The organism is Arthrobacter sp. K410C (assembly GCF_059090105.1).
The window spans coordinates 140,431-163,776 of record NZ_JBNHFJ010000004.1 but is presented as its reverse complement, the minus strand read 5'-3'; the positions used below and the strand labels follow the sequence as shown (position 1 = coordinate 163,776).

At 65.7% G+C, this 23,346-nt stretch carries 27 protein-coding genes; 14 read left to right on the top strand and 13 right to left on the bottom strand.

From position 1 onward, the window contains the following. Positions 1 to 198 precede the first annotated feature (198 nt). Positions 199 to 633, bottom strand: a complete 435-nt coding sequence (locus AC5RU7_RS09025) for a DoxX family protein (protein ID WP_494051964.1) — start codon at positions 631 to 633, stop codon at positions 199 to 201. A gap of 117 nt (positions 634 to 750) precedes the next feature. Here AC5RU7_RS09025 and AC5RU7_RS09020 point away from each other — a divergent pair, with 117 nt between their 5' ends. The 3 genes from AC5RU7_RS09020 to AC5RU7_RS09010 all read left to right on the top strand — a co-directional run bounded on the left by AC5RU7_RS09020 (position 751) and on the right by AC5RU7_RS09010 (position 3,211). Beyond that, on the top strand, positions 751 to 2,103 hold the full coding sequence (locus tag AC5RU7_RS09020) for an MATE family efflux transporter (RefSeq protein ID WP_494051963.1): 1,353 nt from the start codon (positions 751 to 753) through the stop codon (positions 2,101 to 2,103). Positions 2,104 to 2,156: 53 nt separating this feature from the next. After that, complete coding sequence (locus AC5RU7_RS09015) at positions 2,157 to 2,747, top strand: hypothetical protein (RefSeq protein ID WP_494051962.1); 591 nt, start codon at positions 2,157 to 2,159, stop codon at positions 2,745 to 2,747. Between the two features lie 104 nt (positions 2,748 to 2,851). Then, positions 2,852 to 3,211: a hypothetical protein gene (locus tag AC5RU7_RS09010; protein ID WP_494011448.1), complete on the top strand. Its 360-nt coding sequence runs from the start codon at positions 2,852 to 2,854 to the stop codon at positions 3,209 to 3,211. A gap of 27 nt (positions 3,212 to 3,238) precedes the next feature. Here AC5RU7_RS09010 and AC5RU7_RS09005 read toward each other — a convergent pair whose 3' ends face one another. Beyond that, positions 3,239 to 3,784: a CGNR zinc finger domain-containing protein gene (locus AC5RU7_RS09005; protein WP_494051961.1), complete on the bottom strand. Its 546-nt coding sequence runs from the start codon at positions 3,782 to 3,784 to the stop codon at positions 3,239 to 3,241. A gap of 71 nt (positions 3,785 to 3,855) precedes the next feature. Between AC5RU7_RS09005 and AC5RU7_RS09000 the strand changes: the two genes are divergently transcribed. Continuing rightward, complete coding sequence (locus tag AC5RU7_RS09000; protein ID WP_494051960.1) at positions 3,856 to 4,905, top strand: EamA family transporter; 1,050 nt, start codon at positions 3,856 to 3,858, stop codon at positions 4,903 to 4,905. 95 nt (positions 4,906 to 5,000) lie between these two features. On the opposite strand, the gene AC5RU7_RS08995 is transcribed toward AC5RU7_RS09000, so the two are convergent. Then, a complete protein-coding gene (locus AC5RU7_RS08995; RefSeq protein WP_494011451.1) occupies positions 5,001 to 5,264 on the bottom strand; it encodes a WXG100 family type VII secretion target in 264 nt (87 codons plus the stop codon). Between the two features lie 211 nt (positions 5,265 to 5,475). Here AC5RU7_RS08995 and AC5RU7_RS08990 point away from each other — a divergent pair, with 211 nt between their 5' ends. After that, on the top strand, positions 5,476 to 5,748 hold the full coding sequence (locus tag AC5RU7_RS08990) for a DUF2277 domain-containing protein (RefSeq protein ID WP_494051959.1): 273 nt from the start codon (positions 5,476 to 5,478) through the stop codon (positions 5,746 to 5,748). Between the two features lie 33 nt (positions 5,749 to 5,781). Here AC5RU7_RS08990 and AC5RU7_RS08985 read toward each other — a convergent pair whose 3' ends face one another. The 6 genes from AC5RU7_RS08985 to AC5RU7_RS08960 form a co-directional block, all read right to left on the bottom strand. Continuing rightward, positions 5,782 to 8,103 (bottom strand): heavy metal translocating P-type ATPase, encoded by a 2,322-nt coding sequence (locus tag AC5RU7_RS08985; protein WP_494051958.1) that lies wholly within the window; start codon positions 8,101 to 8,103, stop codon positions 5,782 to 5,784. 20 nt (positions 8,104 to 8,123) lie between these two features. Continuing rightward, complete coding sequence (locus AC5RU7_RS08980; protein WP_494051957.1) at positions 8,124 to 8,363, bottom strand: heavy-metal-associated domain-containing protein; 240 nt, start codon at positions 8,361 to 8,363, stop codon at positions 8,124 to 8,126. A gap of 54 nt (positions 8,364 to 8,417) precedes the next feature. Further along, the gene (locus AC5RU7_RS08975; RefSeq protein ID WP_494051956.1) at positions 8,418 to 8,762 is read right to left on the bottom strand and encodes a metal-sensitive transcriptional regulator; all 345 of its coding nucleotides are present in this window, start codon (positions 8,760 to 8,762) and stop codon (positions 8,418 to 8,420) included. Between the two features lie 276 nt (positions 8,763 to 9,038). Beyond that, positions 9,039 to 9,557: a universal stress protein gene (locus AC5RU7_RS08970; RefSeq protein ID WP_494051955.1), complete on the bottom strand. Its 519-nt coding sequence runs from the start codon at positions 9,555 to 9,557 to the stop codon at positions 9,039 to 9,041. A gap of 46 nt (positions 9,558 to 9,603) precedes the next feature. Continuing rightward, entirely contained in the window at positions 9,604 to 10,332 is a 729-nt protein-coding gene (locus AC5RU7_RS08965; RefSeq protein ID WP_494051954.1) for a class F sortase, read from the bottom strand. A gap of 107 nt (positions 10,333 to 10,439) precedes the next feature. Beyond that, positions 10,440 to 11,183: a hypothetical protein gene (locus AC5RU7_RS08960; RefSeq protein WP_494051953.1), complete on the bottom strand. Its 744-nt coding sequence runs from the start codon at positions 11,181 to 11,183 to the stop codon at positions 10,440 to 10,442. A gap of 301 nt (positions 11,184 to 11,484) precedes the next feature. On the opposite strand from AC5RU7_RS08960, the gene AC5RU7_RS08955 reads away from it, so the two are divergent. From AC5RU7_RS08955 to AC5RU7_RS08915, 9 genes are all read left to right on the top strand, one after another. Further along, the gene (locus tag AC5RU7_RS08955) at positions 11,485 to 11,685 is read left to right on the top strand and encodes a hypothetical protein (protein WP_494011586.1); all 201 of its coding nucleotides are present in this window, start codon (positions 11,485 to 11,487) and stop codon (positions 11,683 to 11,685) included. A gap of 70 nt (positions 11,686 to 11,755) precedes the next feature. Next, the gene (locus tag AC5RU7_RS08950; protein WP_494051952.1) at positions 11,756 to 12,853 is read left to right on the top strand and encodes a WD40/YVTN/BNR-like repeat-containing protein; all 1,098 of its coding nucleotides are present in this window, start codon (positions 11,756 to 11,758) and stop codon (positions 12,851 to 12,853) included. Next, complete coding sequence (locus AC5RU7_RS08945) at positions 12,846 to 13,133, top strand: MoaD/ThiS family protein (protein WP_494011460.1); 288 nt, start codon at positions 12,846 to 12,848, stop codon at positions 13,131 to 13,133. The genes AC5RU7_RS08950 and AC5RU7_RS08945 overlap by 8 nt, the downstream gene beginning before the upstream one ends. Before the next feature lie 40 nt (positions 13,134 to 13,173). Beyond that, positions 13,174 to 14,529 carry an aminomethyl transferase family protein gene (locus tag AC5RU7_RS08940; RefSeq protein ID WP_494051951.1) on the top strand — a complete coding sequence of 452 codons (1,356 nt, stop codon included), beginning with the start codon at positions 13,174 to 13,176 and terminating at the stop codon, positions 14,527 to 14,529. A 123-nt stretch (positions 14,530 to 14,652) separates the two neighbouring features. Further along, positions 14,653 to 15,435, top strand: coding sequence for an ABC transporter ATP-binding protein (locus tag AC5RU7_RS08935; protein WP_494051950.1), 783 nt, complete (start codon positions 14,653 to 14,655; stop codon positions 15,433 to 15,435). Beyond that, on the top strand, positions 15,422 to 16,132 hold the full coding sequence (locus tag AC5RU7_RS08930) for an ABC transporter ATP-binding protein (protein WP_494011463.1): 711 nt from the start codon (positions 15,422 to 15,424) through the stop codon (positions 16,130 to 16,132). The genes AC5RU7_RS08935 and AC5RU7_RS08930 overlap by 14 nt, the downstream gene beginning before the upstream one ends. A gap of 5 nt (positions 16,133 to 16,137) precedes the next feature. Continuing rightward, positions 16,138 to 17,019 (top strand): branched-chain amino acid ABC transporter permease, encoded by an 882-nt coding sequence (locus AC5RU7_RS08925; RefSeq protein ID WP_494011464.1) that lies wholly within the window; start codon positions 16,138 to 16,140, stop codon positions 17,017 to 17,019. A 56-nt stretch (positions 17,020 to 17,075) separates the two neighbouring features. Continuing rightward, the gene (locus tag AC5RU7_RS08920) at positions 17,076 to 18,098 is read left to right on the top strand and encodes a branched-chain amino acid ABC transporter permease (protein WP_494051949.1); all 1,023 of its coding nucleotides are present in this window, start codon (positions 17,076 to 17,078) and stop codon (positions 18,096 to 18,098) included. Positions 18,099 to 18,109: 11 nt separating this feature from the next. Beyond that, positions 18,110 to 19,351, top strand: a complete 1,242-nt coding sequence (locus AC5RU7_RS08915; protein ID WP_494051948.1) for an ABC transporter substrate-binding protein — start codon at positions 18,110 to 18,112, stop codon at positions 19,349 to 19,351. Between the two features lie 62 nt (positions 19,352 to 19,413). On the opposite strand, the gene AC5RU7_RS08910 is transcribed toward AC5RU7_RS08915, so the two are convergent. The 4 genes from AC5RU7_RS08910 to AC5RU7_RS08895 form a co-directional block, all read right to left on the bottom strand. After that, a complete protein-coding gene (locus AC5RU7_RS08910) occupies positions 19,414 to 20,022 on the bottom strand; it encodes a PadR family transcriptional regulator (RefSeq protein ID WP_494051947.1) in 609 nt (202 codons plus the stop codon). A 69-nt stretch (positions 20,023 to 20,091) separates the two neighbouring features. Then, complete coding sequence (ligM, locus tag AC5RU7_RS08905) at positions 20,092 to 21,504, bottom strand: vanillate/3-O-methylgallate O-demethylase (protein ID WP_494051946.1); 1,413 nt, start codon at positions 21,502 to 21,504, stop codon at positions 20,092 to 20,094. Between the two features lie 36 nt (positions 21,505 to 21,540). Then, positions 21,541 to 22,413: a formyltetrahydrofolate deformylase gene (purU, locus tag AC5RU7_RS08900; RefSeq protein WP_494051945.1), complete on the bottom strand. Its 873-nt coding sequence runs from the start codon at positions 22,411 to 22,413 to the stop codon at positions 21,541 to 21,543. 10 nt (positions 22,414 to 22,423) lie between these two features. Continuing rightward, a complete protein-coding gene (locus tag AC5RU7_RS08895) occupies positions 22,424 to 23,278 on the bottom strand; it encodes a methylenetetrahydrofolate reductase (protein ID WP_494051944.1) in 855 nt (284 codons plus the stop codon). Between the last annotated feature and the right edge of the window lie 68 nt (positions 23,279 to 23,346).

The window sequence follows — 23,346 nt, the reverse complement described above, 5'->3', positions numbered from 1 at the left end:
CGCACGCTGCACTCACCATGGTCTATCAGCTTGCCGCGCGGCAAGGCAAGCGTTTTCCCGATCTTTCCCGGACGGAAATGATATTTGCTGTTCGAACTTGTTGGCCAATGATGCCCGGCTTGGTGGTTAAATGCCCGACGGCGGCCGAGGCACCTGGGTGCGCGGCCGCCGTCGGGCGTTAGCCTTCCTGGTTCCTATTTAGGCCAGGACGGCCAGCCTGGAGTTGTTGCGGCCGAAGAGAGCCCGGTCCACCGAGAGGCGGCCGGCACCGGTAAGCGCCAGCGCGAAGGCTGCTGCGGCCAACAGCAGCACCAGTTCGTAGCCGCCGTTGGCAGCGAAGACACCTGCGGAAGCGTGGACCAGGAAGAGGGCGCCCAGCATGTCGAGGGCCAGGAGTGCGGCAACGACCCGGGTGAGGATGCCCAGGATGAGGGCAATGCCGCCGGCGAGTTCGAGGACGGCTACCGCCGGGGCCGCGATCTCCGCCGCGGGCACGCCCATCTTGGCGAAGGAGGCCTGGGTGCCGGCGATGGTCCACTCGGAGAACTTCTGCCAGCCGTGGGCTGCAAAGAGGAAGCCAAGGACGATGCGCAGGGCGGTGAGGGCGGTGGTGGTAAGGCGGGACTGGTTCATGCCTTCCAGTCTTCAGCAGAGATAGTTGAAGTGTCAACTATCCTGCCTGAAGTGTGAACTTTGTCATGAATGTCTATCCCAAGGCGCGGCCAGGGGTCTCCCCGTTAAGCTGGCACGGTGCCCCAACCATCAACTCCCCTTCGCGTGGCAGCCCGCCGGAGCCACGGCCGGGAAATCCTCCGCCTCGCCGTCCCCGCCTTCGGCGCGCTGGTGGCCGAACCCCTGTTCCTGCTCGCGGACTCGGCCATCGTGGGGCACCTGGGGGTGGAGCAGCTGGCCGGGGTCGGACTGGCATCGGCCGTGCTGCACACCGCCGTCGGGCTCATGGTGTTCCTGGCCTACTCAACAACCCCGGCGGTGGCACGTGCCATCGGCGAGGGGCAGCTGGGTAAAGCCTTGGCGGCGGGGCGCGACGGCGTCTGGCTGGCACTGCTGCTAGGCGTCGTCCTTGCGGTGGCCGGCTTCGCGGCAGCTGAGCCGCTGATCGGGCTGATGGGCGCGGAGGGGGAAGTCCGCACCTTCGCCGTGGATTACCTGCGCTGGTCCATGCCGGGACTGGTGGCCATGCTCCTGGTCTTTGCCGGGACCGGTGTCCTCCGTGGCCTGCAGGACACGCGGACGCCGCTGGTGGTTGCCACCGCCGGCTTCGGAATAAACATTGTCCTGAACCTGTGGCTGGTCTACGGTCTCGGCTTGTCGGTCACCGGCTCCGCGGTCGGGACCAGCCTGGCGCAGTGGGCCATGGCCTTCGTGTATGTGGCAATGGTCCGGCGCAACGCCGTCCGGCACGGCGTCAGCCTCCTCCCCAGCTGGCGGGGAATCCGGAGCATGACCAGGGTGGGGTCGTGGCTCATGCTGCGCACCCTGAGCCTGCGCGCAGCCATCCTGGTGACGGTGCTGGTGGTGACCGGGCAGGGCGCCGTGAACCTTGCGGCGCACCAGCTGGCGATGACAATCTTTTCGTTCCTGGCTTTTGCCCTGGATGCGCTGGCAATTGCCGCCCAGGCACTGATCGGCAAGGAGCTGGGGGCGGCGAATGCCGCCAAGGCGCGTGCGCTCACGCGGACGATGATCCGCTGGGGCATCGGCTTCGGCGTGCTGACCGGCCTGCTGCTGGCGGCGGCGGCGCCCTGGGTGGGGGCACTCTTTACGGCCGACCGGGAGGTGCAGTCCGTCCTGGCTGTTGCCCTGTGGATCCTTGCCGCCGGCCAGCCCGTTGCCGGGTATGTCTTCGTCCTGGATGGTGTGCTGATTGGCGCCGGGGATGCCAGGTACCTGGCGCTGGCCGGACTGGTGAACCTCGCCGTCTATCTGCCCCTGCTGGCCGCCGTCGCCTGGTCCGGCGCCGCCGGGGTGGCGGGCCTGGGCTGGCTTTGGGCCGCCTTCGCAGTGGGTTATATGGCCGCCCGGGCAGTGACTTTGGGCCTCCGCGCCGGGGCGGACCGGTGGATGGTCCTGGGCTCGGCCTGACTGTTGCGCCCACCCTCGATACACGGCGAAGCGCTCCCCACTAAACTGGTCCGGTGACGCAACCACTTACCCCCGCAGGCGCCGCTCCCAAAGCCGCTCCCCGGTCCGACCTCTGGAAGCCGGTCCTGCTCCGCTCGGCGGCTGCGCTGGTGTTCGGTGCCGTGACCATCTTCTGGCTCTCGCCCTCCATTGAAGTCATGGGCTGGGCCGGCGGGTTGTACCTGCTGGCCACCGGCGTGGTAACCCTTTGGGGTGCGCCGGCCACGGGATTCCCGCGGGAGGCCGTGCCCGGCAAACTGCTCTCCGCCGCGGGCTCGGTGCTGACCGGTGCCGGTTTCGCGCTGGTGCTGCTGCACGGCGACCTGCTGTTCGCCGTCGTAGCGGCCCTTGGCCTGGGCGCCGCCGGGGCGCTTGAGCTGTGGTGCGGCCTCCGCCACCGCGGCCGGCACGTCCTGGCCCGGGACTGGATCGCGTCCGGCATTATTGGTCTCGGAACCGCCGCCGTCCTGCCCTTCTTCATCAGCCTTGGCGCCCACGCCCTGCTGGGGGTGGCTGGAGGCGGCGCCATCATTTCCGGCGTGTTGTGGGTGCTCTCCGGCCTGACGCTCCGGCACGATGCCCGGACCGGCGCCCCCAAGCCGTAAACTAGGAGGGCGCGGTTCTACTTCTCGTAGAAAATTGGGCCGGGCGCACCAGCACATCACCTAAACCAGGACGGCCGGCATGCCGCCTGCAGGGAGGACTTACAGTGGCAGACCAGCATCCAGGAAAACCGCGCAGGCTGCGGACCTCGGTGAAGGGGCCGCTGATGTTCTCCGCGTTCTGGGCCGTCGTCACCTTCATGGCGGTACTGATCTTCGCCTCAGGAGGCAGTGCCAAGACGCCCCGCTTCGACCTCGCCTTCACCGGCGCCGGCATCGCCTTCATCGTCACCCTGGTCATCGCGGCCATGCTTTCAATGAGCTACAAGGAAAACGCCGAGCACCTGGGCAAGGGATCGGGCATTAACCTCAGCTCAGCCAAGAAGTCCTCCCATGGCTTCGGCGCTCCGGGTGCCTCCAATCCGCCCGCTTCCGACGCCGGCCCTGAAGGACCAGCGGAGCGCTGACCCGCCTGCGGCAGGCTTTCCGCCTGGTCAGCCCGCTGCCGCCTGCCGTGCCCGGTAGGCGGCCACGTGCGCCCGGTTGGCGCAGTTCCCGGTATCGCAGTAGCGCTTGGACCTGTTCCGGGTGAGGTCAAGGACAACGGCGTCGCAGTCTTCCGCCTCGCACCTGCGCAGCCGGTCCATCTCCTTGCCGCGGATCACGTCCGCGAGAGCCATGGCCGCTTCCGTGCTCATCCGGTCAGCCAGCGGGGCTTCGGGCGCAGCGGCATGCAGGTGCCAGTCCCAGCCGTCGTGCTTGACCAGCTGCGGCAGGGCGTTGGCCGAGCGCAGCAACCGGTTCACAATGCCCACCGCCGTCTCCTCATCCGCGGCCCAGAGCCCGGCGAGTTCCCGGCGCAGTGCGCGGACGCTGTCCAGTTCCGCGGCGTCCCTGGTCCTTGATCCGGTAAATCCCTCGGCTTCCAGAAAGGCGTCAAGGTCCGCCTGGCTGGCCAGCTCCTCCCGGCCGTTCGCCGCTGAATTGATGAGGTCCACCACGGAGCGCAGCGCCACCTCAGTGTCAGGGGCAAAAACCATCTTGACTCCTTACAGCGCAGACGGGTACTGTCATGACCAATACCCCACTTTACTCCTGACAGGAGGCAACGGTGCCTGCCGCCAACAACCAACCCCAGAGCCGTGTGGCCCAGGTGGCCGGCCGGGGATTCCTGGCGTCCGGACTTGGCATCGCGCTGTTTTCCTCCGCCGTCTTCGGAACCTCCGGCTCGTTCGCCAAAGCACTGCTGGAAACCGGCTGGTCCACGGGAGCGGCCGTGACGCTCCGGCTGACCGGCGCCGCCCTGATCCTCGCCATCCCGGCCGTCCTTGCCCTGCGCGGACGCTGGCACCAGCTGCGGGACAACTGGCTGACCATCCTCTTGTTTGGCCTGATCGGGGTGGCAGCATGCCAGTTGTTCTACTTCAATGCGGTGGCCCGCCTGTCCGTGGGCGTCGCCCTGCTCCTGGAGTATCTGGCGCCCGTCCTGATTGTGCTGTGGCTCTGGGCCGCCAGCCGGAGGCGGCCGCGGGCGCTGACGCTCGGCGGTACCCTGCTCTCCCTGGCCGGCCTGGTGCTGGTCCTGGACCTCACCGGCGCCGTGAAGGTGGATCCCGTGGGCGTCCTTTGGGGGATTGCCGCAGCGGTCTGCCTGGCCATGTACTTCTTCATCACCGCCAAGGAGAACGACACCCTGCCCCCCATCGTGCTGGCCTCGGGCGGCCTGATGGTGGGGGCAGCGGTCATGTGGCTGGCCGGTGCAACCGGCCTGCTGCCCATGACCTTCAGCACAGCGGACACGAAGCTCGGGGGGTGGGTTGCCCCGTGGTGGGTTTCCCTCGCGGGCCTGGTGGTCCTGGCGACAGTCCTCGCCTATGTCTCCGGCATCGTGGCTGCCCGGGCCCTGGGTTCCAAGGTGGCGTCCTTCGTCTCGCTCACCGAGGTTCTTTTCGCGGTGGTCTGGGCCTGGCTGCTGCTGGGCGAACTGCCGGGTGCCATCCAGCTGCTGGGCGGTGTGCTGATCGTAGGCGGCGTCATCCTGGTGCGGCTCGATGAACTGCGCGCCCCGGCCGCGGAAACAGCAGCAGGGCCTGGCAAGGAAGCCGAACCGAAGGCGCCGTCCCCGCTGGAGCACGCGAACGACGTCGAACCCGTCCCCTAGGCCGGGCAGCAGCAGCCGGCAGCCAAGGCTTAAACGGCAGGCCCGGACACCGTGTGGTGTCCGGGCCCTGCTGCAAAGCCTTCGCGACCGGAAGGTTAGCGGGAAGCCTGGCTCTGCTCTTCAGCGTTCCGCTTGGCCTGGCTGCCGGCATCCTTGAGTGCCTCGGCAACCTTGGTCAGCATGGCGGTGTGGGTTCCGGACCACTCGTTCCGGAACTTCTCCGCGTCCGGGCCCTCCCAGTTGGTGCTGCTCAGAACCTTGGTGAGAGTGGACTTCTGCGTCTCGATCTCGGACGCACCTGCCTGAAGCTTGCTACCGAGCTGGCGAAGCTGCTCAACGTCTGCACCCCAAATAGCCATCAGTTTCTCCTCTTGGTTAGTGGATCCGAATATGGGTCGGCATCCCCCGGCCTCCCGGCTCATCCGGAAGATCCATTGCCTAGAACCTATCCCGGCCGCTCAAACAGTGTCGATGGGCACCCCTGCCCATGCCGGACTTCCCATGGACGGACGCCCGCCACCCCGTACGGAAGGGGTCGATCCCAGGCGCTCCAGAGCCTAGCATGGCCTTATGTGCCGGAATATCCGAACCCTCCACAACTTCGAGCCGCACGCCACCTCCGAGGAAGTGCACGCCGCCGCCCTGCAGTACGTGCGCAAGATCAGCGGCAGCACCAAGCCCTCGAAGGCCAACCAGGCAGCCTTCGATGAGGCGGTCCACGAGATCGCCCACATCACCCAACACCTCCTCGATTCGCTGGTGACGCAGGCTCCGCCCAAGGACCGGGACACCGAGGCTGCCAAGGCAAAGGCCCGCGCCGCCGTCCGGTACGGCGCGGCCTAAACCGCCCTGGTCTCCCGGCGGCCAGCCGGCAGGTTACTTGCCGAAGCGGCGCAGCCGCAGCGAGCTGGCCACCACCAGGACTGAGCTCGCAGCCATCGCGGCGCCGGCGATCATGGGATTGAGCAGCCCCAGCGCGGCCACCGGAATCCCAACGGCGTTGTAGAAGAAGGCCCAGAACAGGTTCGTCTTGATCGTCGACAGGGTCTTCCGGGACAGCTCGATGGCCTGGGCCACCTGGGCGAGGTCGTTGCCCATGACGGTCAGGTCCGCGGCCTCAATGGCAACGTCGGTACCGGAGCCCATGGCAATCCCCAGGTCCGCCTGCGCCAGGGCCGCAGCGTCGTTGACGCCGTCGCCGGCCATGGCCACCGTTGCCCCGCCGGCCTGCAGCCGGCGGACCGCCTCCACCTTTCCTTCCGGCAGAACGCCCGCATAGACGTCCGCTGCATCAATGCCGACGGCGGCGGCCACCTGGGCGGCCACGGCGGCATTGTCACCGGTCAGCAGGATGGGCCGCAGCCCCAGGTGCTTCAGCCTGGCAACAGCCGCGGCGGACCCTTCCTTGACGGTGTCCCGCAGGCTGATCACGCCGGCCGGGGCACCGTCCACGGCAACCCAGATGGCCGTGGCGCCGCCCGCCTCGGCCGCCGCCAGCACCCCCTGCTGCCCTTCTGCAAGTGAAATGCCGTTGTCCTCAAGCCACCCCGTGCGGCCGGCCACCACCAGCCTGCCCTCCACGGTGCCCAGGACTCCGCCGCCGGGCGCGGAACGGAAGGCCTGGACGGCAGGCAGGGCGGCGCCGTCGTGCATGGCCTCCCTTGCCGCTGCGGCGATGGCGTGCGCTACGGGGTGCTCGGACGCCGCCTCCACCGCTCCGGCCAGCCGGAGCACATCGTCCTCCGTGAAGCCGCCGAAGGCCGCGGTGGCGTCCACGGCAAGGACTCCGGTGGTCACCGTCCCGGTCTTGTCGAGCAGGATGGTGTCCACAGTGCGGGTGTCCTCGAGGACCTGCGGGCCCTTGATCAGGATGCCCAGTTGCGCTCCGCGGCCGGTGCCTGTCAGCAGGCCAACCGGCGTGGCCAGGCCCAGCGCGCAGGGGCAGGCAATGACCAGGACCGCGACGGCGGCCGTGAAGGCGGGGCGCACCTCGCCGCCCGCCACGTCCGGGCCGGAGAATAGGAGCCACAGCACGAAAGTGGCCGCCGCAATGGCCAGGACCACCGGCACGAAGACAGCGCTGATGCGGTCCGCCAGCCGGGCGATGGGCGCCTTGCCCGTCTGCGCCTGCGACACCAGGCGGGCCATGTGTGCCAGGGTGGTTTCGGAGCCGACCCTTGCCGCCTTGACCAGCAGCCTTCCGGAGGTGTTGATGGTGGCGCCGGTGACGGCCGAACCGGGTCCCACTTCCACAGGAACGGACTCGCCGGTGACCAGGGAGGCGTCCACCGCTGAGCTGCCCTCCACAACTACACCGTCGGTGGCGATCTTCTCGCCCGGGCGGACCACCAGGATGTGGCCCACCTGCAGACGGTCCGCGGGGATCCTCTGCTCCGCGCCTTCGTGAAGGATGGTGGCGTCCTTGGCGCCGAGGTTGAGGAGCGCCTGCAGGGCATCGCCTGCCTTCTTCTTGGCATTCGCCTCCAGGCACCTGCCCAGGAGCAGGAAGGTGGTGACCACCGCCGCCACCTCGAAGTAGAGGCCGCCGGTTTCCATCCCCTCCATGCCGGGGTGTTCGGTCATGCGGGGGTCGGCCGCGAGCTGCCAGGCGGAGAACAAGTACGCCGCGGCCACGCCAAGGGATACCAGGGTGTCCATGGTGGACGCGAAGTGCCGCGCGTTGATGGCCGCGGCCCGGTGGAACGGCCAGGCGGCCCAGGTCACCACCGGCAGTGCCAGCGCGGCAGCAACCCAGCCCCAGTTGGCGAACTGGAATGCCGGAACCATCGACACCAGGAACACTGGCAGCGTCAGGACAGCCGCCACAAGAAGGCGGGGTTTCAGCTGCCCGGCAGTTCCGCCATGGGCCAGATGGTCATGTTCGACGAAGGCGCCAGCGGGTTGCGCCGCCTCCCCGCTTTCGCTGCCGTCCGGCGCAATGGGGTCCGGCGCTGGGGCGTGCCGCAGCGTTGCCTTGTACCCGGCTGCGTTGACGGTGTCCACCAGCTGCTCATCACTGATCCCTGGGGGCACCGTGACGTGGGCCGATTCGAGCGGGAGGTTGACTGTTGCCTCCACGCCCTCGAGCTTGCCGAGCTTCTTCTCCACGCGGTTGACGCAGGAGGCGCAGGTCATGCCCTCGATATCGAGTTCCACCACGCGGGTGTCCGGCGGGCGGAGCAGATCCTGGTGACTCATGTTTGGTCCCCGTTGGCCCTTCAGGCTTCGTTGGCGACGACCAGGTACCCGGCCTCCGCCACTGCTTCGCCGATTTCCGAGGGTGACAGCTTTTGCGTGGACGTGATGGTCACGGTGGAAATGCCGCCGGGGCTGAGTTCGACGTCCACGGCCTCCACCCCCGCGAGGGCCTCGAGTTCTTCGCTGACCGCGGAGACGCAGTGGCCGCAGGTCATGCCGGAAACGTTGACGGTTGTGATGGTGGGGGAGGTGGTGCTCATGGCTGTCTCCTGATGGTTTGGCCGGCGGTGGCCGGCAATGGGTGCAGTTGGGGTTTAGCGAAGCAGCCGGCCGATGGCGTCGGCCGCTTCCTTGACCTTTGCATCGATGGCTTCGGCGCGCGCTTCCGGGTCGGGTTCCGCGGCGGCCCCCACCACGCAGTGGCCGATGTGCTCCTCCACCAGTCCCAGGCTCACGGCGTGCAGGGCTTTGGTCACGGCGGAAACCTGGGTGAGGATGTCGATGCAGTATTTGTCCTCATCCACCATCCGCGCAATGCCGCGAACCTGGCCTTCAATGCGCTTGAGCCGGCGGAGGTAGGCGTCCTTGTTTCCCGTGTACCCGTGTTCCGGCACGTGCTGCACTGCGGACCCGGCGGTTGCCTCTTCAAAGGAGTTCATGAATCCACCGTATACCCCTGAGGGGTATCAAATCAAGTACCCCCTAGGGGTATAAAGGGACATCCCAGAGCAGGGCACAAAAAAGCTCCGGAGTGCGTTATTGGGGGATACGCACTCCGGAGCAGCTCTTGGGCAAAACCGGTGTCCACCTGCGTGGATCGGTCTGCTTGAATCAGCTTACTGGCTGGTATTGGCGTCCGCCAGCACCGCGAATAACTACTTTCGCTTTATTTTCAGCGTGCCGTTTCCGTCCCCTGTCGGCTGCCCGCGGACGGGTCATGGCCTGTCCTCGTGCGCCGGCATCCGGTAAGGCACCACCAGGACGGGCTTGCTCTGGTGGTGGGTCAGCCATGCTCCCACGGAACCATTCAGTGCCTCTGAAAGCCGGTGCGAGAAGCCGCGTTCGGACGTGCCCACAACAATGATCGGAACGTTGGCTTCGGCCGCCAGCCGGCCCAGTGCACGGGCGGGATCACCGGCAAGGGTGCGGAGTGTCCAGTCCACCACGCCGCTGCCGGGCGGCACCTTGTCCACGGCTGACTGGATGTCTGCCTTCAGTTCCGCCGTGAGGGTCCGGATGTCCTCGTCGTCGGCGTCCGGATGAAGCGACAGGCGGTGGGCCGAGCGGGCAGGGTCCCACTCCACCAGGTAGCTGGCCTCGTCCACATACGCGCACACCAGGGGCGTACCCAGCCGTGCGGCCAGGGTGGCCGCGGTCTGCAGGACTTCCGGATGCTGCTTGGGCATGATTCCCACCAGCAGGGGGGCAGTTCCACTGAACCGTTCCGATGTCATAGCTCATTGTGCGCCCGGGCAACTGCCTTGAACAGGTCCTGCCGGATCACATAAGCGCAGGTGAGGCCGTTATCACCACGTTCTTGCCCCACGGGTCCTCCGTGTAGCAGGAGATGAGGACCAGCCGGTTGGGCACGATGTCCCAGATGGGGCTGTCCTTCAAGCTGGACTTCACGTACGTCGTCACGCTGTCCACCTGGTAGGGCAGGGTTCCCGCGGCGGTGTCCACCTCAAAGCGGTCACCCACCCGCGAGGCCGAGCTCAAGTGGTTAAACGGGGCCTCCGCTCCATCCCAGCTGTGGCCGATCACGTACGTCGTGTTGGCTGAGCCCTCCCCGGGAGTCCCGAACGGAACCAGCCAGTAGCCGTCCTTGGTTTCCGGCGGCACAATGGTCCCGCTGTCCTGCGCGGCGCCGTCGAGGTCCAGCGGGTGTACCGGCACGTCAAAACCTGCCGCCCCGTACCGGATGCGCACCGGAGCCGCCGCCTCCGGCAGGGCGGAGGCGGGTGACAGCGGGGCAGCCGCGGTGGGGGCCGTCGTCGGGCCTTGTATATCCGGAGTGCTGCGCGCCAGCGGTGCGGTGGTTGCTGGTGCAAGGGTTGCCCTTTCAATGCTTCCGACGGCGGCCGGCTGCGGCTGGTGGAGCAAAGGGCCGCCGAACGTAATGGCCAGGAATGCCAGGATTCCGGACAGGAGGATGGCGAGGTCGCCGCGGTTCCAGCGGCGCCATCGGCGGCCGGTCCGGGCGGCGTGCCGGCTGCGTTCCTGGGACATCTGTACTCCTCAGCTGGCGGGGGATGATGGGAAGGAAGGCGCCCCGCCGGGCACTGGCGGGACGCCTTCCTTGTCAGTGGCCGCGGAAAGCGGCTCGGGCCGCGGGCTTAGCCTGCCGCGGAGGCGTCGGACCTCCGGCGTACGGCCACTGCGGCTCCTGCTGCCACCAGTGCGCCCAAGCCGGCGACCCAGGCGGGGGAGTACTCAGCTCCGCCAACGGCCGTTTGTGCGTTGTAGCCCTTGTTGGTGCCAAGGTTGGTGGTAGCGGTAGCGGTAGCGGTGGCGGCAGCACCGGTCGGTGCCGGCACCTGCGGCGTGGCGGCGGCGGGTTGCGCGGGAACCACCGGCGCACCAGCAGCAGGCGCCGCGGCCGGAGGAACAACCACCTCGGCGGCCGCCGGCGGGTGGACCACCGGCTGCTCGGCAGGCGGCACCACGACGGTTTGTTCGACGACGGGCGGCGCCACCACCGGCTGCTCTACGACTGGGTCAACGACGACGGGTGGGTCGACGACGACGGGCGGGACGACGACGACCGGGTCAACCACGACCGGCGGGTCAATGACGACCGGCAGTGTTTCGCCCGGCGGCAGCGCCGCGCACTTGTCGACGTAGAGGATCTTTCCCGCATCGGTCCAATTCAGGCCGCCCGGCAGCTTCGGTGTCGGCGGAATGATGTCCAATGGGTGCTCGTCGTGGCCGCTGAGGCCATTGACGTTGAATTCCAGCGGTTCCCAGCTGCTGCCGTTGTTGTGGCAGACGGTAACTCTCTCAGAAGCGGCCAGGGCCGGCGCGGTGAGGCCAATCAGCCCCAGCCCTGCCACCCCCAGGACGGCTAAAGTGCGTTTCATTTTTTCTCCCCAGTGATATGTAGCGGTCCATGCGCGCGGGGAGTGCCAGCGTTGACGCCTTGTGCCCCAGCAGCACGGTCAGCTTGCTTGAGGTTTCAGGCTAGGAGCGGCGGCGGGGGCGGGTCGCGAGTAGGAGGTACTCGACTTTGCGCGCCGCTGACGTGCGGCGATACCTGCTCCTACGCGGAAACGGGGGAGTACTACTTGTTCTGCGGCGCGAAGCGGCCCACTCCGTGATGCTCCCTTGTCCGCGGTTTGCCCCGCGCCTAACGTTGAAGCATACGAAAGGTGTGTGGACGTCATGGAAATCTACATGTGGTGGCTGGACCTGGACCTCGACACCAAGGAGTGGCTGCGGGAGAACCTGCGTGCCGAGGAACTGCCCCTTCCCGTGCTCCAGGGCATCGCGGAGGCGGGCGGACCGCACCCCGACAACCCGGCAGGAGTGCTCAGCGACGCCGACTGGGACTTCATAGAGACCCAGTCGGAGTTTGTCGACTAGCGCAGGGGCCGGGAACTCCTGCTACCACATAACCGTTGCGGGCCGCCCGCAGCGATGGTTGCATGGGGGCATGGCATCCGCAGAGAGTTATGTCGTAGCGATCGGGACCAAAAAAGGACTCTGGCTGGCTACCAGCCGGGACAGGCGCAACTGGTCCTTCACCGGCCCCCATTTCCTGATGAGCGAGATCCCCAGCATCGGGATCGATACCCGCAAGGGGCGCACCCGGATCATGGTTGGTGTCCGGAATGAACACTGGGGACCCACGGTTGCCCATTCCGACGATCTCGGCGCCACCTGGTCCGAGCCGGAGCAGGGGGCCATCAAGTTTCCGGAGGACACCGGTGCGGCGGTAGAGCGCGTGTGGCAGATTTATCCGGATGCCGAATCCCGGCCGGGGGTGGTCTGGGCCGGTGCGGAGCCCATCTCCGTGTGGAAATCCACCGACGGCGGCGAACATTTCGAATTGAACCGGGGGCTCTGGGACCACCGGCACCGAAGCGAGTGGGGTGCCGGCTACGGTGGTGCGGCGGCCCATTCCATCGTGGTCCATCCCGCCGGCGACACTGTCCACGTGGCCATGAGCACCGGGGGTGTTTACCGGTCGGTGGACGGCGGCACCTCCTGGGAGCCCCGCAACAAGGGAATCTCAGCCTACTTTCTGCCCGACCCCAACCCTGAATTCGGCCAGTGCGTTCACAAGATCGCTGCGGATCCTGCCGTTGACGGCCGTCTCTATGCCCAGAACCATCACGGCGTCTACCGCACGGACGACAATGCCGACACCTGGACCTCCATTGCGGAGGGCCTGCCCGCAGACTTCGGGTTCGTGATGCTCACCCACCCCCGGCGCGGCGGGACGGCCTGGGTGGTGCCGCTGAAGGCGGACGGCGAACGCATTCCGCCCGATGGCGAACTGGCGGTGCACCGCACTGACGATGCCGGCTCCACCTGGAAGCGGCTGGCGTCCGGCCTGCCCACCGGCGAATACAACAGCGTGCTGCGCGACGCCGCCTGGGTTGACACGGCGGAACCCGCGGGCGTGTACTTCGGCACGCGCGGCGGCGCTGTCTATGCCAGCGCGAACGAGGGTGAGACCTTCACGGAAGTAGCGACACACCTGCCCGATGTGCTGTGTGTCCGGGCGGCAGTGATGGCGGGTGCCTGACATCGCAGTTGTCCTGCCAAGCGTCCTGCAGCCTCTCGCCGGTGGGCAGTCCGTACTGACTGCGCCCTCCGACGGGCCGGTGACGGTGGGAGAGCTGCTCGATGCGGTGACATCAAACTATGCGGTACTCGCCAGGCGGCTCCGCGACGAGACGGGTGCCCTGCGCCGCTTCGTGAATATCTATGTGGACGGCGACGAGGTACGTCGCCTGCAGGGGCTGGAAACGGAGGTGGCGCCGGGCCAGGAGGTCCTGGTGATCCAGTCGGTGGCCGGCGGCTAGGTTGTGCCGCCGGCCCAACACATCCCATGAAGGAATGATCATGACAAAGCAGAGCCTGCAGTCCGCTATCGACCAGCAGGGCGGCAGCGCCGTAGAAGTGTTGCGTAATGCAAAGTCCAGGCCGTTCACGTTTCCGGTGACGCCTGAATTCACCAACTGGCGAAGCGAACAGGCTTCCTGGCGTGACTCATGTGCCCTGCTTGACCAGTCGCACCACATGGCAGACCTCTTTGTCACCGGTCCCGACGCCACGAAGTTCTTCACCTGGATCGGCACAAACTCCGCCGCCGCCTACCGCGTGGGCCGGGCGAAGCAACTGGTCGCAGTCAATCAGGACGGCTACCTGATTGGCGACGGCATCCTCTTCCACCTCGGCGAAAACTCGTTCGACCTGGTGGCGCTTCCCATGCTGAGCGATTGGGTTGAATACAACATCTCCACCGGCGACTGGGATGTCACCCTCGACCGCGACGACCATTCACTGATCCGCAAGGGCGATCCCAAGCTCTTCCGGTACGAACTACAGGGACCCAACGCGCTTGCCATCATCGAGAAGGTCACGGGCAAGCCGGCACCGGAACTGAAGTTCTTCCACATGGGCGAGGTGGAGATCGAGGGGCGCCGGGTGGGTGTACTGCGCCACGGCATGGCGGGGCAGCCGGGCTTCGAACTGTGGGGTCCCTGGGCCGATGCCGCGGCGGTGCATGCCAAACTGCTGGCCGACGGCCAGGAATTCGGCATCACGCAGGTCGGCGCGAAGGGTTATTCCTCAGCCAACCTTGGGTCCGGCTGGGTGCCGTCCCCGCCGCCCGCCATCTTCCAGCCCGAGCTCAGGGAATACCGCGATTGGCTCGACCTGTCGAAGGCGGGCTCGCTGGGAGGCAGCTTCTACTCGACCGATGTAGCCGACTACTACGTCACGCCCTATGACATTGGACTGGGCCGCTCCGTGTCCTTCGACCACGAATTCCTCGGAAAGGAAGCGCTTCAGCGTCACTCGGAAAACCAGCGCCGCACCAAAGTAACGCTGGTGTGGAACAACGAGGACGTCGCTGCAGCCCTCGGGTCGATCCTGGGTGAGGGCCTTCCGGCCAAGTACATTGAGCTGCCCAAATCACGCTACGCGCTCTACCAGACCGACAGGATCCTAAAGGACGGCGAGACCATCGGCATCTCGTTCGACGTCGGCTACCTCGCCAACGAGCAGGTCTTTCTATCACTGGCAACGCTCGACGTGGCACATGCGCAGACCGGAACGGAAGTGGTGGTGGTCTGGGGGGAGGAACCCAACTCCCGCAAGGGGCAGGTGGAGCGCCACCGACAGGTCGAAATCCGTGCCACCGTGGCTCCGGCGCCCTTCTCGGACTACGCCAGGAGCGGTTACCGCGCGCCATGATTGAGGTTGGCTAACGTTCGTTTCAAAATCGTTGACAATTAAGTATTCGATCCGTAGCGTCGGTCTCGAGCGGTCGTGACGGATCGCGCCGCCCGGAGCAATGACGCGACAGGAAGGTACAGGGTGGCCGCAAGCCTGAGCCTCAACGACGTGAACTTGCACTTCGGCGGCGTCAAGGTCCTGCAGGAAGTGAGCTTCGACGTGGAGCCGGGCGTCATCTTCGGGCTCGTAGGACCCAACGGCGCCGGCAAGACCTCCCTCTTCAACTGCATCAGCGGCCACTACAGGCCCAGTTCCGGTTCCATCACCATCGATGGCACCGAGGTCCTGGGACATGCACCGTTCCGCCTTGCGCGCCTTGGGCTCGCCCGTACCTTCCAGCATCCGGCCCTGCTGTTGCATGCCACAGTCCTGCAGAACGTGCTTCTTGGCGGGCACACCAGGCTTCCTGGCGGACCTGTTTCCTGGGCATCGCGGTTGCCCTACACCGCCCGTGCTGAGCGCGGGATGCGCGAGGAAGCGCTTGAGCTCCTTGACCACGCAGGGTTGGGCTGGGCCGCCCACCTGCCCGCCGACGAACTCGCCCACGGACTACACAAGGGCATCGAGTTGTGGCGTGCCTTGCTCTCCCACCCCTCGCTGCTGCTGCTCGATGAGCCTGCCGCCGGGCTGTCCCATGCTGAGGTGGAGCAATTTATCAAGACCGTGAAGCGGCTCCGCGCCGAGCAGGACGTCACGATCGTCATCGTCGAGCATCACATGGGGCTTATCTCCGCGCTCACCGACCGGGTGGTGGTGCTGGACTACGGGCGCAAGCTCATGGAGGGCACCGCCGCCGAAGCCCAGTCCGACCCCCGTGTCATCGAGGCCTATATAGGAAAGGACGCGGTGGATGGCGCTGCTTGAACTTGCCGGCGTGACAGCGGCCTACGGGCCCGTGCAGGTACTGGACGGGGTGGATCTCACCGTGCCGGAGGGCGGGTCAGTCGGGATACTGGGCGCAAACGGGGCGGGCAAAACGACGACGCTGCGCGCCATCAGCGGCACGGTGCGCACCAGCGGACGGATCAGGTTCGAGGGACGCGATATCCGCGGCCTGCGCCCTGACCAGGTGGCGGCGCTGGGGGTCGCCCACGTTCCGGAGGGCCGCGGAACCCTCGGCCAGCTAAGCGTTCGGGAGAACCTTCTGGTGGGGGCCTACCTGCGCAAGGACCGGGCAGCGATCTCTGGCGATATCGATTATTGCCTTGACCTGTTCCCGCAGTTGCAGGACCGCGTCGGTTCGCGGGCGGCGTCACTCTCGGGGGGCGAGCAGCAGATGCTCGCCGTAGCCAGGGCATTTATGGCCCGGCCCAAGTTGCTGTTGCTCGACGAAGCATCCCTCGGACTTGCCCCGAGCACCTCAAAAGCGGTGTACCAGGCGATCAGGCGGCTGCGGCTCGAGTCCGGCATTGCCATGGTGGTGGTGGAGCAGAACGCAAATCTGGCGTTCTCGCTGGTGGACACTGCCACCGTGCTTGAAACTGGACGCAACGTGCTGACCGGATCTTCCACCGAACTTAGAGGCATGGACGAGATCCGCCGTGCTTACTTGGGGGGCTGAACCATATGGGCACCTTCATCCAACTGGTGGTGGACGGGCTCTCGACCGGCTCCATCTACGCTGCTTTGGCCCTCGCTATCGTGCTGGTGAACCAGGCGACCGGCCTGATCAACTTCGCCCAAGGCGGCATGGCCGTGCTGTCCGCCTACATCGCCTACGCCCTTACGCGGCTCGGCCTGCCCCTCGTCGTCGCCATCCTCATCGCAGTGGTGGTTTCGTTCCTCATCGGGGCAGTAATTGAGCGGTTTCTCATCCGCAGGTTCGAGGGGGGCGATACCCATACTGCGGTGGTGGTAACCATTGGCTTGCTCACCCTGGTCACCGGTATCTCCGCTGTTTTTTGGGGCTACAACAACCTGCCGTTCGAGTCGCTTTTCCCGCTAACCGGTGTGGAGATCTTTGGCGCGGTGGTGAGTGTCCGGTCCATCGCCACAACGGTCACGATCCTGGCGATCATGGTGCTTCTGCAGGTGCTCTTCCTGGGCACCAAGCTTGGACTCGCGCTCCGGGCTGTCGCAGATAACCCGGCCTCCGCTGCTTTTTCAGGCCTGCCTGTCGGCAGGCTGCTGATGGTGGGCTGGGGCCTGGCCGCGGTTCTGGGCGCGATCGCCGGCGTCCTCGTTGCCCCGCAGCTGACCCTCACCCCGGGCATGCTTGACACAGCGCTCGTCTACGCGCTGGCAGCGGTGATTTTGGGAGGCCTGAGCAGCCCGATTGGATGTGTTATTGCGGCGTGGGCCATTGGGGTCCTGGAGAACCTGGTGGCCGTTTACGTGCCGCTCGTGGGCCATGACCTCAAGATCGCAGTGCCGTTTGTACTGATCTTCGTCATCCTGGTCATCCGACCCCAAGGCCTGTTCGGGCGGAAGGTCGTGGTGAGGGTCTGATGCGTACGCTGTCCTCAATCCTTGCGAAGGGATCCACCCGCATCATCCTTATAGCAGTGGTGGCCATCGCGCTGATCATTGCCCCGCTCATCCTCCCGGCATTCACGAACCAAACGCTCGTGCGCATTGGCGTTTACGCCGTCGCAGTACTGGGGCTGAACATCGTGATGGGCTACACAGGGCAAGTGAACCTTGGGCAGATCTTTTTCCTCGGGCTCGGCGCTTATGTGACCGCCTACGGCGTCAAGGCGGACTGGAACATCATTCTGGTGTTCATTGCGGCCTGCGTCGTGCCGGGCCTTGTCGGGCTGCTTGTGGCGCTGGCGGCAGCCCGGCTCGGTGGCCTCGCAATCGCCATGGTCACCATCGCTTTGCCGATCGTGGGTGTTCCCCTGGCCAAGCGGCTCGACGACTTCACGGGGGGCTCGCAGGGCATCTCCGCCCGCTTCACGGACGCTCCCGACTGGTCAGGGCTCTATAACGACCAGTGGCAGTACTACATCGTGCTGGTGGTCACCGTCGCCGCGTTCCTGCTGGGCCGCAACCTCGTGCGCGGCAAGTACGGCCGTGCCTTCACGGTGGTGCGGGAGAACGAAGCCGTTGCCGCGTCCATGGGTATCTCGCCGTACCGTACCAAGGTGCTCGCGTTCACGGTCGCCTCCATATTTGGTGGGGCGAGTGGCTTCCTTTACCTCGCGGCCGTGCAGTACACCTCGCCCGAGACCCTCAGTTTCGGCCACTCCATCGGTCTCGTCGCCGCGATGGTCATCGGCGGCGCGGGCAGCATCGTTGGTGCGCTTATTGGTGGCGCCTACTACGTTTTCGTTCCCCAGTTGACGAACGCCATCGATCCCAACCTGACCACCATCAGCCAGGGCGCGATTCTCCTCGCGGTGCTCTTCCTGTTGCCCCATGGACTGGTGAGCCTTCCACGGGTGATCCGCCGTCTAAACCGCCGGTTCACCGCCCGCAGCACATCACCGGGGAATACCCCGCAACATAACTCTCCCGTGCATCAACCGGCTTCTGAGGCCGCGCGGGAGGGACTCGAAAAAACAGAGAGGCAAGATCGATCATGAAAATCAGAAAAATGCCAGACGGGGTCCTCGGTATCGTCGCGACGGCGTCGATCATCGCGCTCTCCCTGTCAGGTTGTGCCCGTGACGGCGGTGGCCAGGGCGGCGGCTCCGAGGCCAGCCCCGGGATCACGGACACGTCCATTACGTTGGGCGTCACCACTCCCCTCAGCGGTCCTACAGCAGGACCTGGAACCTGCACCGTCGCGGGCCTTGCAGCCTACTTCGGCGCCGTCAACGCGGCCGGCGGCGTGGAGTTCGGTGACGGCAAGACGCGCACCGTCGACATCAAGTCCTACGACGATGCATATGATCCGCAGAAGTCGTTGTCGAACTTCCAGCAGATGATGTCCGACGGCGTCTTTGCCGTCACGTCCGGTCTCGGTACCCCCACCAACCGCGCCTTCCGTGATGCCGCCATCAGCCAAGAGGTCCCCCAGGTGCTCGTGATGACCGGTGACCCCCTGTTCAGCGATCGGGAGGAGAGCCCATGGCAACTCGGCTTCGTTCCGATCTACCAGAACGAGGGAGCAGCCTTCGGTGAGTTGCTGGCGGAATCGCAGGGGGAGCACAAGGTCGCCATCCTGTCGCAGAACGATGACTACGGCAAAGGCTACGTAGAGGGCTTCAAGGAAGCCATCGAGGGTGCGGACAACGTCACGGTTGTCGGAGAACTGACGTACGAGGCTACCGATACGTCGGTCGACGCCCAGCTGACCCAGCTGGCGTCGTCGGGAGCGGATGTCTTCTTCAACGCCATGTCCATCACCCCGCTGGTGATCTCGTCGCTGCAAAAGGCCCAGCAGATCGGCTGGAAGCCGAGCTGGTTCCTTCCGTCCAATACGTCGAGTCCCACCGCCATCCTCCAGCCCGGCGGTGCGGATGCGTATCCGGGCATCTACTCCGTGTCGTTCTCCAAGGCCCCGCAGAGCCCGGCATTTGCAGAGGACGAAGACGTCGTCAAGTTTCTCGCCGACCTCAAGGAGTATGGCAACTACCCTGACATGCCGGCCTTCCCGCACTGCATGTGGAGTTACATGGTGGGAGCCACACTGGAAGGGGCTTTCAAGAATATGAGTGAGCCGACCCGTGACAGCTTCATGACGGCGCTGCGCGACATCAAGGGCCTGCAGGCGCCCCTGATGCTGGAGGGCACGGCGGTTGACACCACGGTCGACGGACAGCCGGCCGTGTCTTCGGTCCTGGTGCAGAAGTACAACGGCAGGGGTTACGACACGGCGGAAAGCTTCGGCTAAAAACCCGCCTTCACCGTTGCGGCAGCGCCGCCATCTCCGGACTTCCGCCGGGAATGGCGGCGCTAAACGTGGGCTGCCCTGGCATCGGAAAGCATTTCCAGTTCGTCGATGAGCCTGAGCCCCCTCTGCGCCCAGGCGATCTCGACCCGTGCCCGGTCAACAAGTCCCTCATAGGTAAACCGTTTGAAGGCGATGGTGCGCTCGCGTTCAGCTGGCTCGGTTACTGCAAGGCGGCGGATCAGCATCGGGTGGGCAACTTCAGTGATCCGCAGGAGTTCGTGCTCCCACTGGGCGAGCTCGCTTTCCCACTGTGCAATGTGGGCCCGGAAGAACTCCCGTCCCACCCCGGGAGCCACCGACTCAAGGTAGGCAGCCCTTAGATGGGCAGGATCGCGGACCCTGGCATAGTCCAGCGGTGTCTGCATCCAGTCGAGGAAGGCCCGGTCCCCGGCGTCCGTCACGTGATACACCCGGCGGGTGGCGCGCTGGCCCCTGGGCTGCTCTTCGCCTTCGATAAGGCGCTCGGCCTCCATCTTGCGCAACTCTGGGTAGATCTGCGAGTCCGGAGCATGCCAGACATGCCCCACCGACAAGGAGAACTGCTTCTGCAGGTCGTAGCCTGAGAGCGGCCCCACGCGAAGCAACGCAAGCAGCGCGTACCGCAGGCTCATGGAGTAACTCCTTCGATGACCGGACGCGGGGTCAGGGGGCAAGCGCCCCTGACAAACCCGGCTATCAGCCTAGGCGGATTTGTAGTTGGTGCGCCACCCGCCTTGGTAGGTTGCCCGGGCGACGGTGGAGTAGGGCACAGGACTGACGACGGCGCGCACCTCGGTCTGCACGTGCGGCTCGACGGCGGCCTTTGCGGTGCCGCCGTCGGGCTCGCCCCACACAACCCTCAGTTCCGTGCCTTCGGGTACGTCGGGGTTGATGGTGGCGAGCGAGAGGGCCCGGCGTTCGTTCGCGCTGTACCCGGTGAACATGGAGTATCCGACGACGGTGCCGTCCGCGTCGATGACGGAGTCGTAGTTCGCCGAGCCGTAGTTTGCGAGCGGCAGGTCAAAGAACTTGTAGCTCGGTCCCTCCACCTTGAACAGCGACGCGAAAATCGAGGTCACGTCCTCTCCGTCCCAAGCCAGGGTGACCTTCTTGCGCTGCGAGGCCGGGTCGATCCGCTCAAGGGCATCGCGGCCAATGAAGTCGTGATCGAACTTGACGAATGAACCGTAGCCCAGCTCATACGGAGTGAGGTAGTAATCTTCTATGTTCGCGGACACGAACGACCCGGCGAGCGTCCCCGTCGCCTCGTATCCATCCGCGGGGAGCCACTCGCGGTAGCCGCGCTCGGCTTCGCCGCTGTAGATCGCGGGCAACGGCGAGGGGATCCAGCCGGACTCGAGGGTGTTGGACGGGTAGGCACGCGAACCGACAGGCACCAGGCCGAACTCGGCGCCCGCCTCAACGATGGCGTCCCGGATGCGTCCGTGGTCGGGATAGGGCCCCCAGATTTCAAGACCCGGAGCGCCTGCCATGCCATGGCGCAGGGTGCGGACACGTGTCCCCTCGATGGCCATTGTTGACATGTTGAAGAACTTTAGCTGTTCCACCGGCCCCCGGTTCAGCTTTTCGATCACCTGCCATGCATTGGGGCCTTGAATCTGGAAGCGGTAGTACTGGCGGTTGACCTGTTGGCCGTAGGGACGGGACGGTGAACGGCGGTCGACGGTAACTTCCAGGTTTGGATAGCCGCCCTTGTCAGCGTGGTAGAGCAGCCAGTTGGCCGCCGGCGAACGGCCTACGTAGACATATTCGTCCTCGGCCTCCCGAAAAAGGATGCCGTCGCCGATAACGTGACCCGATTCGGTGGTGGGCACATACTGCTTTGCCCTGTTCACGGGGAATACGGCAGTAGAGTTGATGGCCGTTGAGGCGATGAGCTTGATCGCGTCCGGTCCTTTCATGAACAGGTTGTCCATGTGGTGGGACTGGTCGTACAGCACGGCCGTCTGGCGCCAGGCGGTCTGTTCCTTGATCCAGTTCTGGAAGTCGGCCGGGACCACCGGATAGATATACGAGCCGATCTGGGAATTGCGGAGCAGGTCCACCGCGCCGCGGGACGAATCAAGGACTTCCTGCAAATTCCTGGGTGCCATGACGAACCTCTCGTTCTGTATCGGTTTGTTGTGTGGTCAAAAGACGATGGTCTGGTTGCCGTGCCGGATGACACGGTCTTCGGCGTGCCACTCGACAGCGCGGGAAAGCACGGCCCTTTCAACGTAAGCGCCGCGGGCCTGGAGATCGGCGGCACTGTGGACATGCGTCACCCGGGCTACGTCCTGCTCGATGATGGGGCCTTCGTCAAGGTCCTTGGTCACATAGTGTGAGGTCGCCCCGATCAGCTTCACGCCGCGTTGCTTCGCCTTGCGGTAGGGCGCCGCGCCTATGAAGGCGGGCAGGAATGAGTGGTGGATGTTGATGAGCGGCACCCCCACCGCGTCAAGGAAGCCCGGCGACAGGATCTGCATGTAGCGCGCGAGAACGACGAAATCCACATTGCCCGCCAGCAGCTTCAGGATCTGTTCCTCTGAGTGCGTCTTGTCCGGACCGGACGAGGGCACGTGGAAGAAGGGAACGCCGAAGGACCGGACATCCTCGGCGGTGTTGGTGTGGTTGGAAATCACCATGGGGATGGTCACGGGCAGCTCACCGCGGCGGTGGCGCCACAACAGCTCGAGCAGGCAGTGGTCCGAGGTGGAAACCAGGATGGCCATTCGCTTGGGCACGGACCGGTCGGTAAGGGTCCACTCCAGCCTCAGACCGGCCAGGCTCGTGCCGAGGTCCGCCTCGATTTCCGGCAGTGCAACGGCAAGGTCTGGCCGGCTGAAGACGACCCGCTGGAAGAAGTCGCCTCCGGCCGGATCGCTGGAGTACTGGTCGAGGGAGACAATGTTCCCTTGGTTCCGGGTGACCAAGGCCGCCACCGCTGAGACTATGCCGGGCTGGTCGGGGCCGTGGACAATCAGGCAGGCCTGGTCCTTGTGGTCGTGGGTATGGAGTGCCATTCGTGCCTCCTCACTCCTGCCCGCCTATGAACCGGCGGACCCAGTCGGCTGTCTCCAGGAGGCCGCCAAAAGTGTAGAAGTGAAGTCCCACTTGGCCAAGGAGCCCATCGCCCTTCACCGCGGATCGATCGGCGAGAACTGCGGCAAGGTCGTTGACAAAGTTGTCTGGACCGGCGACGCCGACGAGGTTGGTGAGTGAAAAGCCGTACTTCTTCACGATCATTGCATTGGCGCCCACACCGAACCGCCTCGCAAAACCCAGAAGGCGTTTTATCCCGGCTGGTCCGGGAGTGCCTACGCGGATCGGAGCGGAGATCCCCCTGGAGCGCACGGCCTCGATCCAGTCAGCCACTGGATCGGTGTCAAAGGCAAACTGCGTCAGGATGACCGCGCTGAGGCCCGATTCCATGAGTGCCGCGTACTTGTCTTCGAGCGCCCGCCACAGGATCTCCTTCGGAATATCCGGGTGGCCCTCGGGGTACCCGCCGAGTCCGACTTCACGGACGCCGAACTGCTCCAGGACACCGCTGCGTATCAACGCAAGCGAATCATGATAGGGCCCCTCCGGGCGGGCTGGATCACCGCCGACCGCAAAAATACGCTCGGCGGCGCCAACCTCCTGCAAGCGGCCTAGGAACTCCTTAAGGTGCTGCTCCGACCTTAACCTTCGCGCCGAAATGTGGGGGATGGGAACGAAGCCGAGTTCCCTGGCCGCCTTGGCCGCGGCCACGCGCATCTCAAGGTCTTCGTTGGCCAGAGAGGTCACGTTGATCCGGGTGCCGGGCGGAATCTGCCCCCTTGCCTCGATGAGGGCGGGAACATCCTTGCCGGTCATCTCGAGTGAGAAGTCCCGGATGAGTTCCAAGGAAGCTGCGCGGTTGACGCCGGGCCTGATTCGAGTGGCCATCGGAGGATCCTTTCGGCAGCTGCAAC